Annotated in this window: 12 protein-coding genes; 3 read left to right on the top strand and 9 right to left on the bottom strand. The window is 36.5% G+C overall.

The window, feature by feature from the left end:
- Window positions 1–54: 54 nt before the first annotated feature.
- Window positions 55–1,347 (bottom strand): extracellular solute-binding protein, encoded by a 1,293-nt coding sequence (locus tag MKY60_RS01980; RefSeq protein WP_241597563.1) that lies wholly within the window; start codon window positions 1,345–1,347, stop codon window positions 55–57.
- A gap of 164 nt (window positions 1,348–1,511) precedes the next feature.
- Here MKY60_RS01980 and MKY60_RS01975 point away from each other — a divergent pair, with 164 nt between their 5' ends.
- The 3 genes from MKY60_RS01975 (at window position 1,512) to MKY60_RS01965 (ending at window position 4,799) form a co-directional block, all read left to right on the top strand.
- A complete protein-coding gene (locus MKY60_RS01975; protein ID WP_241597565.1) occupies window positions 1,512–2,711 on the top strand; it encodes an ROK family protein in 1,200 nt (399 codons plus the stop codon).
- A gap of 204 nt (window positions 2,712–2,915) precedes the next feature.
- The gene (locus tag MKY60_RS01970; RefSeq protein ID WP_241597567.1) at window positions 2,916–4,535 is read left to right on the top strand and encodes a glycoside hydrolase family 43 protein; all 1,620 of its coding nucleotides are present in this window, start codon (window positions 2,916–2,918) and stop codon (window positions 4,533–4,535) included.
- Between the two features lie 90 nt (window positions 4,536–4,625).
- A complete protein-coding gene (locus MKY60_RS01965; RefSeq protein WP_241597570.1) occupies window positions 4,626–4,799 on the top strand; it encodes a hypothetical protein in 174 nt (57 codons plus the stop codon).
- Between the two features lie 152 nt (window positions 4,800–4,951).
- Here MKY60_RS01965 and MKY60_RS01960 read toward each other — a convergent pair whose 3' ends face one another.
- The 8 genes from MKY60_RS01960 to MKY60_RS01920 all read right to left on the bottom strand — a co-directional run bounded on the left by MKY60_RS01960 (window position 4,952) and on the right by MKY60_RS01920 (window position 16,067).
- A complete protein-coding gene (locus tag MKY60_RS01960; protein WP_340928405.1) occupies window positions 4,952–7,399 on the bottom strand; it encodes a sensor domain-containing protein in 2,448 nt (815 codons plus the stop codon).
- Between the two features lie 326 nt (window positions 7,400–7,725).
- Window positions 7,726–8,451, bottom strand: a complete 726-nt coding sequence (locus MKY60_RS01955; RefSeq protein WP_241597573.1) for a 3-ketoacyl-ACP reductase — start codon at window positions 8,449–8,451, stop codon at window positions 7,726–7,728.
- Between the two features lie 249 nt (window positions 8,452–8,700).
- Window positions 8,701–9,825 carry an NADH-dependent flavin oxidoreductase gene (locus MKY60_RS01945; RefSeq protein WP_340928401.1) on the bottom strand — a complete coding sequence of 375 codons (1,125 nt, stop codon included), beginning with the start codon at window positions 9,823–9,825 and terminating at the stop codon, window positions 8,701–8,703.
- Window positions 9,826–9,978: 153 nt separating this feature from the next.
- Window positions 9,979–11,388, bottom strand: coding sequence for a VWA domain-containing protein (locus tag MKY60_RS01940; protein WP_241597597.1), 1,410 nt, complete (start codon window positions 11,386–11,388; stop codon window positions 9,979–9,981).
- Window positions 11,389–11,604: 216 nt separating this feature from the next.
- A complete protein-coding gene (locus MKY60_RS01935) occupies window positions 11,605–13,329 on the bottom strand; it encodes a GMC family oxidoreductase (RefSeq protein WP_340928398.1) in 1,725 nt (574 codons plus the stop codon).
- Window positions 13,330–13,352: 23 nt separating this feature from the next.
- The gene (locus tag MKY60_RS01930; protein ID WP_241597601.1) at window positions 13,353–14,126 is read right to left on the bottom strand and encodes a gluconate 2-dehydrogenase subunit 3 family protein; all 774 of its coding nucleotides are present in this window, start codon (window positions 14,124–14,126) and stop codon (window positions 13,353–13,355) included.
- Window positions 14,127–14,526: 400 nt separating this feature from the next.
- Window positions 14,527–14,784 (bottom strand): hypothetical protein, encoded by a 258-nt coding sequence (locus MKY60_RS01925; RefSeq protein WP_269923263.1) that lies wholly within the window; start codon window positions 14,782–14,784, stop codon window positions 14,527–14,529.
- 644 nt (window positions 14,785–15,428) lie between these two features.
- On the bottom strand, window positions 15,429–16,067 hold the full coding sequence (locus MKY60_RS01920) for a GntR family transcriptional regulator (protein WP_093493387.1): 639 nt from the start codon (window positions 16,065–16,067) through the stop codon (window positions 15,429–15,431).
- Window positions 16,068–16,176: the final 109 nt, after the last annotated feature.

Raw genomic sequence — 16,176 nt, 5'->3', positions numbered from 1 at the left:
CAATCAACGAAGTCTACTTTATAATAAGTTAATTATGAAATTGACTCGTTCATTCTATTTTGAAAGGGCATCCTCATGTGCTTTTGCAAATTCTTCAGGAGTCATTTCTTTTCCAAATAGAGCTTGAATCGAGTCTAAATGTACTTGTGCTACATCTGGACTCATTTGAACATCCGCAAATAGCGTAATATTACTTGCTTCATTTAATTCATTTAAAATATCAATATACATTTCCGGAAGATCTAATGAATCAGCATCCACTTTAGTAGCAGGGATTACGCCAGCTTGTGTAACTGCTTTTTCTCCCCATTGCTTAACAAAGTATGCTGCAAAATCTTTCGCTTCTTCTTTTACTTTAGAATCCTCAGCTACGAAAAGTCCAACTCCAGGACCACCAACAAAACTATTCATATCCCCGTTACCACCTACTGTAGGGAACTTCAGGTATTCAACGGAGTCTCTAAATTCCTGCGGTACAGTTTCATTCGTTGTATAGTTTGGCAAATCCCAAGTTGCGATTAGATACATTGGCACTTGCTCACTCATGAACATACTTTTTGCTTCCTCATCTGCTAATCCGTTAAATCCATTAACAAATGCACCCATATCTACAAGGTCTTGAACCTTTTGCGCCGCTTCTACTAATGCAGGATCTTCGAAAGAACCTGAGCGATCGATTGCCTTATTTAGAACTTCAGCCCCACCAAGGCGGTCCGCTAGATACATATACCAAAGTGATCCTGTCCAAGCATCTTTATTTCCTAATGCAATTGGATCAATTCCATCTTCTTTGAATACTTTTATTACATTCTCTAATTCTTCAAAAGTTTTTGGTGCTTCTAAACCTTGTTCATCAAACATCGCTTTATTATAGTAAAGAGTTACAATGTTCAACTCTAATGGTAAACCGTATGTCTTACCATCTAATGCATATGCTTCTGCAGTTCCCGGTACAAAGCTATCACTTAGTTGATCTCCAATAACATCGTCTAATGGGGCGAACATGTTACCACCAACATAAGGCTCTAAGAAACCTGCTGCCCAAGTCATTCCTACATCAGGAAGTTCTTTAGATGTCGATAAAACTCTCAGTTTATCTTTATATTGTTCGTTACTTAACACTTCGAGATCCACTTTAACCCCTTCATGTTCTTTTTCATAATCCGCTATTATTTCATTTACAACATCGTAATGCTGCTTGGAGCTTCCTTCTGGCCATAAATGCATAAACTTTATTTCTTTGTCTCCACTTGAACTTGATGATGATTCACTTGAATCTGAACAGCCTGCCAATAAATAAAATACAGAAGCAAATAATAGAACTTTAATCATTTTGTTGATTTTCATTCTTATTTCCCCCACCCCAATTATTTTTACAACAATATTCTGAATATTGTATGCGGTTTCATTGTAGCAAATAAAACTATGTTAGTCTAGTGGATAAACAAAGTTTTTTTATTCTTCGTTTATATGATAGAATGATGAAAAAAGATAGAAAGAGCTGAAGAAGGATGAAACTAAGCGCCAACCAAACATGGAATCATCATGTTGTAAAAAAAGGGAACAAATCGCTAGTTCTAGATAAAATAAAATACAACTCCCCTATCTCCAGAGCCTCTGTTGCAAGCCAAGTTGGATTAAATAAAGGAACTGTGTCTTCTTTGGTAAATGATTTACTTGAGGAACATCTTATCTATGAATCCGGTCCAGGTGAATCTAGCGGCGGAAGAAGACCAGTTATGTTACTGTTCAATGAAAACGCAGGCTACTCTATCGGAATAGATTTAGGAGTTAACTATTTACTCGGAGTGCTCACAGACCTTAACGGAAATATTCACACAGAGAAGCAAATAACATTTAAGAATCTATCTTATGAAGAGATTGAGACTAAGTTATTTGAAACAATAGAATACCTTCTTAAGTCCACACCTGAATGCCCACACGGAGTTATTGGAATTGGTGTTGGGGTACCAGGTATTGTGGATAAGGATGATAACATTCTGTTAGCTCCTAATTTAAACTGGCGTAATATAAACCTGAAAGAAGTTCTTGAAGAAAGATATAACGTTCCAATCATTATAGAAAATGAAGCCAATGCAGGTGCATACGGTGAAAAAAATTTCGGTGCCGGAAAAGACTTTGAAAATGTTATCTACGTGAGCGCTGGAATTGGTATTGGAGTTGGTCTAATACTTAGTGGTTCTTTGTACAAAGGATCCAATGGCTTTTCAGGTGAACTAGGTCATATGACGATTCAAGCAGAGGGCGCTAAATGCCGCTGTGGAAATGAAGGGTGCTGGGAGTTATATGCTTCGGAGCAAGCACTCACTAGACAGGCAGAAAAGTTGGATATTCCATCAGATATGCAGGACTTAGAGGGCTTAGTAACACTTGCTGAGCACGGAAATGATGAGGTCATTGCATTATTTGAACAAACTGGAGACTACTTAGGTATTGGTATTAATAATATTATTAACATCTTTAATCCTCAGCAAGTCATTATCGGTAATAGATTAGCATCCTCTGAAAAATGGCTAAAGGAACCGTTAAATAAAAGAGTCGCAAAACAAGCATTATGGTTTCAACAAAATGATTTACAAATCGATTTTTCTGAGCTATCGACAAGATCAACTGCATTAGGGGTTGCTGCTTTTTCCATCGAAAACTTTTTGAGTGTCAGTATTCAGCAAAACAACACTGCCCAGGAATAAAAAAATTTTTTTCTGTTTAACTATCAAAAAATTTAGACTTGCTAATTTTTTTATTCTAGTGTTATATGTATTGTTATATTGAAAAAAATTCTATTTTAGGAATTATTAGGAGTAAAAATAATACTATGAAGTTTAGATTCATCATGTATTGTTACGCTTAAATAGGCTTGAAATGGAAAAACTAGATGCAAAGGATGATGACAGTTGACAACTATACGAAATCCAATATTACCTGGCTTTAACCCAGATCCAAGTATTTGCAGAGTTGGAGAAGATTATTATATTGCCGTTTCTACTTTTGAATGGTTCCCTGGTGTTGGTATTTATCATTCCAAGGATTTAAAAAACTGGCGTTTAATTTCTCGCCCTCTTAATCGTATTAGTCAATTGAACATGATGGGAAACCCTAACTCTGGTGGGGTTTGGGCACCTGCGTTGTCCTACAGTGAAGGGCAGTTTTGGTTAATATTCACGGATGTAAAAGTGACAGAGGGACAATGGAAAGATTGCCATAATTACTTGGTCACTTGCGACACCATCGATGGAGAATGGTCCGAGCCTATCTATTTAAACAGCTCTGGTTTTGATCCATCCTTATATCATGATGAATCGGGTAAAAAGTACTTAGTGAATATGAAATGGGATCATCGTCTCCATCATCATAATTTTTATGGTATTGCACTTCAGGAATATGATGTGGAACAGCAAAAATTAGTTGGGGAATCTACTATTATCTTTAAAGGAACAGATATTAAATTAGTGGAAGCTCCTCACCTTTACAAAATTAATGGCTATTATTATTTGTTAACTGCTGAAGGTGGTACAAAATACGACCATGCAGCAACTATTGCACGTTCCAAAAATTTAGAGGGACCGTACGAGGTGCATCCGGATAATCCTTTAATAACTTCATTTCCCTATCCGAGAAATCCATTGCAAAAATCGGGACATGCTTCTATCGTCCAAACCCATACTAATGAATGGTTTTTAGTACACTTAACCGGTCGTCCACTACCAAAAGAAAACCAACCGTTACTGGATCCACGAGGATATTGTCCACTTGGAAGAGAGACTGCTATCCAAAGAATAGAATGGAAAAATGACTGGCCATATGTTGTTAATGGGAACGGACCTTCCCTTGAAATTGAAGGACCTGCAATCGAGGAAGTGGTTTGGGAAAAGGATTTCGAGGAGAAGGATGATTTTAATGGGAAACGATTAAATAATCATTTCCAATCACTGCGTATCCCGCTTGACGAACATATAGTTTCACTAAAGGACAATCCTGGTCATTTGCGACTATACGGGAAAGAATCGCTTACTTCAAAGTTCACACAAGCATTTATAGCAAGACGCTGGCAGCATTTCAACTTCACAGCAGAAACAAAAGTGGCCTTTAATCCGAATACTTTTCAGCAATCTGCTGGATTAGTTAACTACTATAATACAGAAAACTGGACAGCACTTCAGATTTCCTGGAATGAGGAAAAGGGAAGAATTTTAGAGCTAACTACATGTGATAACTTTACCTATGACCAACCGTTAAAAGGCAAAGAGATCATTATTCCAAAGGAACATGAATATGTTTACCTAAAAGTGGATGTTCAGACTTCTATTTACGAATATTCTTATTCATTTGATGGGGAGAATTGGACATTAATTCCTATTAAACTTGCTTCACATAAATTATCCGATGATTATATTCAAGGCGGTGGCTTCTTTACAGGAGCATTTGTAGGAATGCAATGTCAGGATACATCGGGTCAAAGTCTCCCAGCAGATTTTGATTACTTTATCTATAAAGAATTGGATTTACTCAACTAAATAATCTTTATTTATATCATAGTTACGCATTTTTTCAGTATTTCAAGCCATATTAAATAAGCATCAAAAATCGTCGAGAGGGGTTTTCTTATGAAAAATGGTACTCATATAGGAGCTAACAAAAGAGGTTCTATGGCGAAACGACCAACTAGTAAGAAAGAAGAGATTTCTCTAGAGTTAGCCGAGCTTGGTTATTTAACACCAAAGCAAGGTTCAATGTCTCCAAATCGACGTGATATGAGTGAGAGGGATAGATCTTACTAATTGAAAGATGCAAAAAAAGGACACAACGCTTAGTTGTGTCCTTTTTTAATCTACTATTGAATCAGCCTTAAAATGACTTAATACATATTGTAATACTTCCGCTAAATGCGCTGTTTTTCAATTGCACTATCTGCCTTGCTGTAACTGATAACCTATTTGAACTTAGCCGGAATCATTTCTGCAGGCAATGGACGGCTATATAAATATCCTTGGAACATATCGCATTTATAACTTTTTAATAAATTTGCCTGTTCTTCTGTTTCTACCCCTTCAGCAATGACCGGCATGTTTAAGTTATGACCAAGTGCAATAATTGTTGCGATTATACTGCGGTCTTCTTCATCCTGTTGAATACCTTGCACGAAGGCTTTGTCAATTTTGAGGTGATCAATAGGAAAACGACGTAAGTAGTTCAATGAACTATATCCTGTACCAAAGTCATCCATCGCTATCAGTACACCGATTGCTTTCAACTCATTTAGCACATGAATAGCAATATCAGGCTGCATCGCAATCGTTTCCGTAATCTCAAGTTCCAAATACTTTGGGTCAAGTTTAGTTTCTTTTAGAATCAATCCTACCTTCTCTACCAGATCGGTTTGATAAAACTGTCGTAAAGAAAGGTTGACCGATACGGGTACTGGCGGCAAACCTTGTCTTTGCCATTCCTTGTTCTGGCTGCATGCTTCTCGTATAACCCATTCACCAATCGGTACAATCATACCCGTTTCCTCGGCAAGTGGAATAAAGTCAGCAGGTGAAACCATCCCCAAATCTTTACTATTCCAACGCAACAAAGCTTCAATGCCTGAAACTTCATGTGTGACCGCATCGTATTGAGGCTGGTAGAAAAGTACAAACTCTTGTTTATCCAGTGCTTTATGTAATAGTGTCTCCATGTGAAGGTCTGTCTTTGAGAGACCTTCTATTTGGGCATTGTACATTTGATAATTGTTGCGCCCCTGTCGCTTGGCGTAATACATTGCGTGATCAGAAGCCCTCATTAATCCTTTAATATCTGTGGCATGTTTTGGAAACAAACTTATACCTATGCTCGCAGTTAGAATCGCTTCAAAACCGTCAAGATCGAAGTGTTTTCCTATTTCTGATATTAACGACTGAGCTTTTAGAAGGACTTTACTTTCATTAATATTTTGCATAATAATAGTAAATTCATCTCCTGCGTATCTATAAACTGTACCATCATGGCCCATTATTTTCACTAATCGCTCCGATACTTGTTGTAATAAAGCATCTCCCATTTCATGTCCAAGATAGTCGTTGATAAACTTAAAGCGGTCAAGGTCGATCATTAAAACTGCGGAGTTATGTTTTAATGAGGTTTGAGTCTCAATCACACTTCGCAGATCCTTCTGGAACAAGCGTTGATTCCCTAGTCCAGTTAGCATATCATGATATGCCATAAAGTTTGCCTTATCCTCATTACGCTTTATGTTTGTTATGTCTTTCCCAATACAATGAACAGCAGAGAGTTTACTTTCGATGAACACAGGGATTACTGTAATGTGTAACAAAACATGTTCACCTTTATGATTATGCAAAGAGGTCTCATATTGATGTGGACGTCCACTTTGAACCTTTTGAAAATTAGCTATTGTCTCCATTTGCTTGTTTTTATCAATGAAGGGAAGGAAAGGCTTTCCAATCAATTCTTCAGAGGGAACACCCAAAATTTTCTCTGTAGCATCATTTACGACTAGAAAATTGCCTTCTAAGTCAAAGGTAATAACAGGATCAATGTTGTGCTCAAATAATGCCCTATACCTCTGTTCACTTTCCTTTAGGAGGTTTTCTATTCGTATTTGTTCAGTAATATCACGAGCGACACAAATAACCTCTACTACTTCACCATCCAGTATAGTAGGAACTGCTGTTATATCAATATTAAAAACTGAACCTTCTCTATTGACGACCGAGATTTTAAACTCCGCTGTATTTCCTTTCAATACTTCAAAAAAGTAATCATTTGTAACATCGAGGTCTTCAGGTACAATCAAATTTCGAAAGCTCATACTAGTGATTTCATCATACGAATATTTTAAAATCTTTAATCCTGTTGCATTTGAGTTTGTGAAAATTCCCTCGGGATTAATGGTAAATACTATATCAGGGTTATGATAAAACAGTGATTCAAACTCTCTCGTCGATTTTTTTAACTTATTTCGTGTATCTTGATGTTCAGTTACATCAATAATAGTTAAAATTAAGTATCGATTCCCATCTTCAAGCTCAATTGCATGCCCTGATACTTTTAATGCTCTACCTTCCAAGTTTTTCTTTAATGGCGAAGAGTCAGCCTTATGCAGCTTTGAAGAATGTTCACTCTTCAAAGCTTCGAAGTCCGAATCACTAGGAACTCCAAACATGTCGTTCCAGTTATATAAACAGATTTCTTCTTTTTCCATACCTGTTAATTTCACAGCAGCCTCGTTTGCATATATAAAATGATCTGGATACTGCCTTTCTTTTAAGGTTAATATACATATTGGTTCAGGAAAGTTCTCAATAAATCGAACAAAATCACTTTTGCTAAACTTTGAATTTAAAGTAGAACTCTCATTATAGTAGATTTCCATCATAGTCACCTCGCTTTTAGTTACTCTTAATAACAAGTCTTTTGTAATACATACTTAAGAAGATTATAACAACCAAGAGCATGCATTACAACACGAATATAAGTACTTAGACTTATTTTTTAACTTATACATTTGCAAAAATAAATCCTTATACCTATAAACAGTGACGATGAATTACCAAAAACTTATTATTGTAACTAAATACCCTCACCTAGAACTTTAGTAAACCTTTGAAGGACTCTCACCTATTAGAGAAATAAGTGCTTCAAACACAAAAACGCCCCATACCTCAAAAGGAATGGAGCGAATTTATAGGATTATTATGCAAATTAGAATGGATTAGTCGCTAATAGACTAGCTGTCTTCACGTAAATTCTTGTGTTTAATTTCAATTGAGAAACTATAAATTCTGCTATGTCTTCTGGTTGCATAAATTGCTCAATTTTATCTTTATCCACTAAAGATGATTTAGTAGCAAGTTCGGTTACTACTGTACTTGGAGTCAATGCTGTCACACGTATATTATTTCGACGAACTTCCTGTGCCAATGATTCTGTTAGCCCAATAACGCCGAATTTAGATGCACTATAAGCACTTGAACCAGGTGCTCCATTTAAACCATTCGTAGAAGAAATATTTATAATATCTCCTCCATTTTTTTCGATCAATTGCGGAAGTACTGTATGTGTCACATAATAAGTACCCATTAAGTTAACATCAATGATTTTTTTCCACTCCATAGGGTCTGTATCTACTAGTTTCACAAAGCCACCAATTCCTGCATTGTTGATCAATATATCGGCAGTTCCTAATTCATTAGTTAATTTCTCTATTGCTTGATTCACTTCTTCTAATGAAGAAACATCAGCTGGTGCATATGCCACTTTAACACCTAAGCCATCTATTTTCTTGGCTACATCCTTTAACGCTTCCTCTGTTCTAGCTAGTAGTCCAACGTTTACTCCTTCTTTTGCCAAAGCAAAAGCTATAGCTTCGCCAATACCTCTCCCTGCTCCCGTCACAAATGCTACTTTACCCTTTAATGATTGTCCCATTTTTAGCAACTCCTTTGAAATAATAATCTATCTCCATCATAATGCTGAAGAATGGAAAACTCCAATAAACGCACTTTATTTGGTAAACCTCGCGAAATTGCATAAGCTTCTCTATGGTTAGCATCTGATGCATCATCTTACGTGACGGATACGGCTATTCACGCGGATGCAGGTTATACTTCACGTTAATTAAAATAAAACTTTGCATCTAAAAAACGAGAGAAGTGATAATCACTTTTCTCGTTTTTTTTAGTCTTCTACCGGTAACCAGCCTTTTACATTCATCAGTCTATCCCACAATGGATCTGGAATAACTAGCTCTTCCTGCGCTTGCCTAGAAAGGGTTTTACGTATTTGATCTTCCTGACCAGCTTGAACTTTCTCCACCCAGTTTGGTTCCATCAATAATTCTCGACCTAGTGCAATGAAGGGTACACCTGTTTCAAGTGCTTCTACTACTTCATCTGGTGTATGCAATGAACCTACCCCAACTACTGGAGTATGATTCCCTACTCTTTCATGTATCTTAATAATTCTAGACTCTGTTTTATCTTCTTCACGGAAGGAGCCATTCCAAAAATGATTAACAGACACATGTAAATAATCTAAGCCTTGATCTGCTAGCTTATCTACAAAATGAAGTGTATCTTCCAATTGAATACCTGGATTACTGCCCTCTTCTGGGGATATTCGATAACCAACTACAAATGTTTTTTTTGCATGATCCTTGACTGCTTTTTTAACAGAATCTACGATCTTCATAGGAAACTTCATCCGATTCTCAAGGGAACCACCCCATTGGTCTTCTCTTCTATTTGAATGCGGCGAGAAGAATTGTTGTAATAAGTAAGTGTTTGCTCCATGGATTTCTACACCATCAAAACCTGCTTCAATAGCTCTTCTAGTAGCATCTCCAAAGGCCTGGATTGTATTATTAATTTCATCCTCTGACATTTCTCTCGGAACTATTGCACCTTCACGTTCCGCAGCAACAGCACTTGCTGAAACAGGTTGTTTATCTGGAAGTAATTCTGGAGGTGACTGTCTGCCTCCATGATAAATTTGGATAATCGCTTTTGTTCCATTCGACTGAATAGCTTTTGCTAGTTTTTTCAATCCCGGCAGAAATTTGTCATCATCTATACTGAATTGGCCTGGAAATCCCTTTCCATCCTTACTTACATACGCACAAGCTGTAATGAATGTCCCCACTCCACCAGTACGTTCTTTATAATAAGCTAGCTCTCTTTCAGAAACTTCCCCACTTTCTTCAGAGGAATAGTTAGTCATCGGCGCTACCATTATTCGATTTTTCACTTCTACTCCTGATGGAAAAGTAAATGCTTGAAAAATCTTCTCGTATTTTTGCTTCATAGTTTTAACTCCTCTACTAGCCCTTCCGGCGAAGGACAATGTGATATTCCTTTTTAATAGTACAGAAGTTGGCCCTAATCTTCCAACAATCTGCAATCCAAAAAATCCCTATGAACAAACTATTCAATGATAGTATGCTGCATAGGGATTTATTTATTGCTCTGCTCTAATTTTTTCTATTTCATCTGCCCAAGCGTCGATGTTTTGATGAATGCGCTCATACTCATCATCGACCTCTTTGTCTTTAGCGGTTTTTAGTTCTTTATTGATGGCAAGTAATTGGTCCTTACGCTGATTAACCATCTCGGTAAGTTCTTCTCCTTGTTCCTTCGTAATCATCTCTTCCGTAACTAATAACTGAATCATTTCTCTGAAGCGACTACTTTCTATTGTGACTGCATTATTTAGTTTCAATGACAGTTGTCCTATTGAATATTTTGCATTAGATACCGCAAAACCATTAGGTCCTGATAGCTTAATATGAACTACATCTGTCATACTAGGGATAACCCACTTTTCTGCAATACTATTATTTAATTCTTCGCTATTATTTGCAGAAATATACTCTCCATTCCCAGCTTCAGCTACTGCTTTTAACTGGTCTTCTCCTTTTTGGTCCACATTAAATCCAATAATATTCACTTTACGATTCTCGTTATCCTGTGAAAACTCTTCTGCTGCTTTAATCGGATCTCCATCACAAGTTTCTGCTCCATCACTAACAATATAAACTGTTAATGGACCTTCCATATCTTTGCTCGCCGCATTGACCGTCTGAATAGCAGCAGCTAATGGAGTCCATCCTTTGGCAGCCACCTCATCTACCGTAGTATCAAATTCTTTTTCCTTATAACTTTGGAATGGATATACTTCATCTATTTGTGTACATGAGAGTTCTTTATCCTTATCTTCCTGTGTTCCAGCATGTCCATAAACATAAAGGGAGACTTCATTGTCTTCTCCTAAAGTTTTCGCAAACCGTTTAACCGCAATTTTAGCAATACCCATTTTTTGCTTCCCATCTACTGAAAGTAGCATACTGGAGCTAGCGTCCAACAACAGAAAGGCTTTTGGTGGTGCAACCTTCTCATCATTCTCCTCTGCACCAAATTCTTTTGTTGGTTTTGGTAAATATGGCTCGTTCATGACCGCAGCATAGTTAATCTGCTTATCTAGTAAATCTTTATATACATTACTTCCAAAGTAATATTGTAAAGCCTGCAACATTACACTGGTATCATCTGTTGCTGTTACTACACTTTCTATCTGTTTCTTTTCCTCCGAGCTTAGTTCCCTAGCATCCTTTGGCCAGCTAGATGTTTCATAATCTAATGTATAGTCAAGTGCAAACAATCCAGGCTCCGTATGCTTCCATTCTTCTATTGTTGTGGGAATCACTACTTTGTCGATGACACTAAGGTCTGCTTCTTTAGATTTCTCCATACCTTTTTGTTCCTTTACAACTGTCTCCTCTAACTGCTCAGTGACCTCCGCTTTTTCATTTTCACTACAGCCCGAGACAAGCAATGCGAGTAAAACAACTAGAATAATTTTTCTCAACATTGAAGACCTCCTTTATTAACCTTTAGTTTCTATACGTATGTACCTAGTATTTGTTTCACTAAAAGTGAATGTGATTTTAGAAATCAGAAATAGCCCATTTGCTCACTAGACGTTATTTTGTAGAAACACTATATACTTTTAGTTCTCTATAAAAAAACTCCTGACCACATATTAAATACGGGTCAAGAGCTCTTTTGAAGAATAACTAGTTGTCATTTATGCTTTAACTAGTAATCCGCCTTCTTTTAAATATTTTTGAATACCTTCTGCTGCACGATAAGAAAGTGCACCCAGTGTACCAGTTGGATTAAAGCTACTATTATGTGGAAATGCAGATGCACCTAAAACAAATACGTTTTCAGCTTCCCACATTTGTAGGTAAGTGTTTAGCGCTGATTTCTCTGGGTCTGTTCCCATAATTACTCCACCTGTATTATGTGTGTTGGAATCTTTGTTTACGTTAAATGGACCTTGCTCTTCATTTGTATCAATAATATCTGCACCAATTTCCTCTGCAAATTTACGTGTGATAGCCGACATGTATTTACCCATTGCACGATCATTATCTGTATATTCATATGTCATGCGTAATAATGGATATCCAAATTCATCTTTAAATTCCGGATCAAGATCAAGGTAATTTTCTTTATGTGGTAAAGAAGCGCCCTGCGTTTTAACTGGGAAGTTTGAATTCGCATATTTAATAGATTTCTCTTTGAACTCAGCACCCCAGTTTGGTGTTCCTGCGGGTACACGGTTTACAGCAATTGGACGGTCGCCGTATTGTGTTGAACGAATGCCAGCTCCATGAATGAAGTCTACTTCGGAATGGTCAAAGTTATCACCCATATATTCAGCAATTTCCATTCCTAATGCACCAGCACCGCCGTACAGGTTGAACTCTTTATCCTCGAAGAATAGCTGAGAACTTCCAGCAGTTACTTGGTAACAGTAATTTTTACCAATTGTCCCTTTACCTGTTTTTGGATCATAAGGAGTACCAATACCAGAGTTTAGAAGCAAACGAGAATTGTTGAATACATAACTTGCCACAACAACTACATCTGCAGGTTGTTCAAACTTTTCTCCAGTTAGCATGTCTACATAAATAACTCCGCTTGCTTTACCACTACTTTTAGTTAATTCTAAAACATTAGAATGTGTACGAAGATCTAGCTTACCTGTTTGTTTAGCAACCGGAATTACTGTAACAGCAGGGTCACCTTTAGCTCCATATTCACATCCGAAGTTTTCACAATACGCACAGTACTGACATGCTCCACGAGAGATGCCATCCGGATTTGTATAGCTTTCAGAAAGGTTAGCTGCTGGAATAACGAAAGGTTTGTATCCTAAGCTTGTTGCTGCTTTTTCGAATTCTTTCATTAATGGAGTTTTCACTAGAGGAGGCGTTGGATATGGATTAGTACGTTTCCCCCATAGTTCGACTGTTTCACCTGAAATACCAGCCATTTTTTCGAATGTGTCATAATATGGTTCCATTTCATCATAAGTTATACCCCAGTCGTTAAGACCTTCCATCCAAGCAGGAATTTTCTCGATCCCGTAACGCTCAATTGTTTTTGAACGAATTTCGAAATCATAGGGTAAGAAACGATAAGTTTGTCCATTCCAGTGACTTCCTGCACCACCAACTCCGTCTCCTACTATGAATGTACCATAATGACGCATCGGTAAAGCTTTACCTGATACTGTATTTCTATAAGTAATAGTTTCTTTAGAAAGATCTTGCATTAATTCTTGACGATGTTGGTAACGAAGTTCATCATGTCCCATTGTATAATCAGCTGTTGTCCGGTCTTTACCGCGTTCTAATCCAACAACGTTTATCCCTGCTTTTGTTAGTTCAGCTGAGACTATGCCACCAGCCCAACCCATCCCTACTACTACGACAGGTACTTTAGGTAATTTTGTAACCATTTATAAGTCAGTCCCTTCTATTATTAATGTCCCATATGAGAATTTAAACTTTGTGGTTCAAGTTCTATAAATTTTTCATCTTGTATTTCAGCCACGTATTGCATGCGTGATCCTGGATACTTACGCATACTCCAGCCAAGCATTTCATTATTACCACCATACATTGGGTCTGCATATACACCTTCAATAGTCAATGTGCGTAGTAAATTGAAAAATTGAGAAGAGGAAACCTTTCCATATAATTCAACTTCCCCTTCACTAAAAGCCAGTAGAACTTCATCTTGTTGAGTAGCTTCTAACTCTTTAAAGTCAACTTTAAATTGTTTGTTACTATACGTGTTTAAGCTGTCTAAACCAGCTAGAAACAAATCTTTACGAAGAATTTTCGTTTGTGGACCTTGGTTTTCTTCCGCTTTATAAAATGCACCCAAACGGTAATCTTTTACGTTAGAACCCCATGGACCTGCCAATTGGTGATCAATGTAAATAGCAGCATTAAGTTCTTTGGCACCGGGGCCATTTGCATCTTCAGGAAAAATACGATCCACTGCTGCTTGAGTAACCTGATATTGGCTTGGTGTGAAGAACATTAGAGCTACATTTGGATTAGCAGCAGGCGTTTTTGCGTGATTCTGAGTAACAGTATTATGTGTTGTCGATTTATCATCTTTTATTAGAAGACTTCCTAAAGCTCCACCTAAAACAACTCCGCCTACTGTCAAACCAGAGTTTTTAATGAACGTACGTCTAGACGAACGTTTATCTAAAACGGACTCTTTCTTTTCTTGTTCTGACATTATAAAACCTCCCATAAATTTAGTAATTTTCTATTTGAATCAATTTCATAAAGAATAATATATAGTTAAATCCGAACAACGTTGATTTCCGCTCTAGGCGGACGCTTTCCTCGGGCACGGCTTCAATCTCCTCGTCACTACGAAAACATATGCTCCTGCGTTACTCGTCGCAAAGGCATTGGTCAAACAAAGCTCGACCAATGTCTTTCCTGCGTGGCTTTCAGCTCGCGCTGTCCCCGCTGGAGTCGCCGCCTGTCACTCCAATCAATGGGATTGCTTTAAAAAACGAATAATATATTTCGATATTAAGTAAACATTCGTATTTTTAAATGAAACAAGTAATTATAAAATTGACTCATTTAACTAGTTAAATAGAAAATGTGCAAAATTTTTTCTTCTTTTAATGCACAATGGAGCTCCAATTATAAACAATTGTATGTAGAGCTGAAAAAACAAGTAATGAAGCTATAAAAATAGTGTGTTTTCTTCCTGTCCAACAAAGAACAATAATGGATAAACCAATTCCAGAACCTAATAGGGCAAACCAAGGGAATGGACTATTATTAAAAAAGAGTAAAAGGGCAAAATCAGCTACGATAAAAAGGGCCAGTAGAACTTGATTGAGCATCCTCAATTCTTCTAAGTTGTATTGCGTCATACTTATTCTCCTTTTAAATGCAATTAAAATTATCTTAAATAATTTTTGTATACAAAAACATACTTTTTGTATACAAAAATAACATCTATTATTCTACTACACTCCTTTGTTATTTGTATATATTAAAAACTTAGCAAATGAGGATATATAATCATTGCCTTCTTTCCTATCCCTCAACTTGCTAGTTATAAGAAATATCTAATAAAATTTGCGGTAAAAAGATTTTGTTTTTCTTAGTGATGGAGAGAGACTATTAATTAGTTTCCATTAAAAGAAGCATTTAGAAAATATGGTTCTTCACTTTTTTTACTTGAATGTGCTATTTGCTTGGGCAAAACTTTAAAGTAAATTGGAGATTTAAAAGAGATTGTAAAGGAACAATTAAGTGGACTAAAAAGAAGATATCGTATAAGAGATGCAATAACATCTTATGCCGTTGGCGGAGAAATCTTAAATTTGCATATGCTGATCACTCGATGGTTATTTATTAATTTCGATGATTTCACAAGTAAATATATACAAAGGTAGCACTAATTCATTTGCAAATTGGAGAATTAGTGCTTTATGTATGTTAAAAAATTATTTATTTTCGTATTGCGGATAAATTCGTTTTTGGAAATGCAATTTGATCATCTTGGTGTACTCTAAAACTGTCCATTCCTACCGATAATCTCCAGAGTAAAATTCATGTCTTTATATAAATGTTTAGACATTAGATCACCAGCAAGTTGTTCATTTTTATTCTTAATGGCTTTGTAAATTTCTTCATGCTCATCTATTATATGTGGTCGACTATATATATCGAGCCTTAAGCTAAATAAATAGAAAATTGTCTGAGCTTGTTCTAACCTTTCAATCATTATTGGGTTTTGACATTCATTTATAATTAATTCATGAAAGCGTTGGTTTGCATTGTATATATTTTTTGACTGTCCTTCCATAAGCGAGTCACGAGATTTCTGTATGGTATTCTCAAGTTCTTTAACCTTTTCTGCTGTCATATTTTTCGCCGCTCTATTTGCTGCAAAACTTTCTAGTACTATGCGCATCTCATATATGTATATCAAATCCTGTGCTGTAGGATTATAAATATGCTTGTTCTTAATTAAACCTTCTTGCTCTAATCTTTTAATCGCTTCACGAATTGGTGTACGACTAACACCAATCTCATCAGCAAGACGTTCTTCTACGAGCTTCATTCCGCCTTTATAAGTTCCATTAAGCATAGATTCTCGAATGTATTCATAAGCCAATTTTTGCGCATTCATTTTGTTTGAAACCATATCTTAACCCCCTGAAGCTATTTTAAATTTATATACTCACTAATTATACTTTACAAATTATTTTTTTAAAGAATACTACATCCTTTGATGAAAGAAGACACCCGGTCCT

Source organism: Psychrobacillus sp. FSL K6-1415 (genome assembly GCF_038003185.1).
GTDB classification, from domain to species: Bacteria; Bacillota; Bacilli; order Bacillales_A; family Planococcaceae; genus Psychrobacillus; species Psychrobacillus psychrodurans.
The sequence above is the reverse complement of the archived record's forward strand: the minus strand, read 5'-3'. Positions and strand labels throughout refer to the sequence as shown.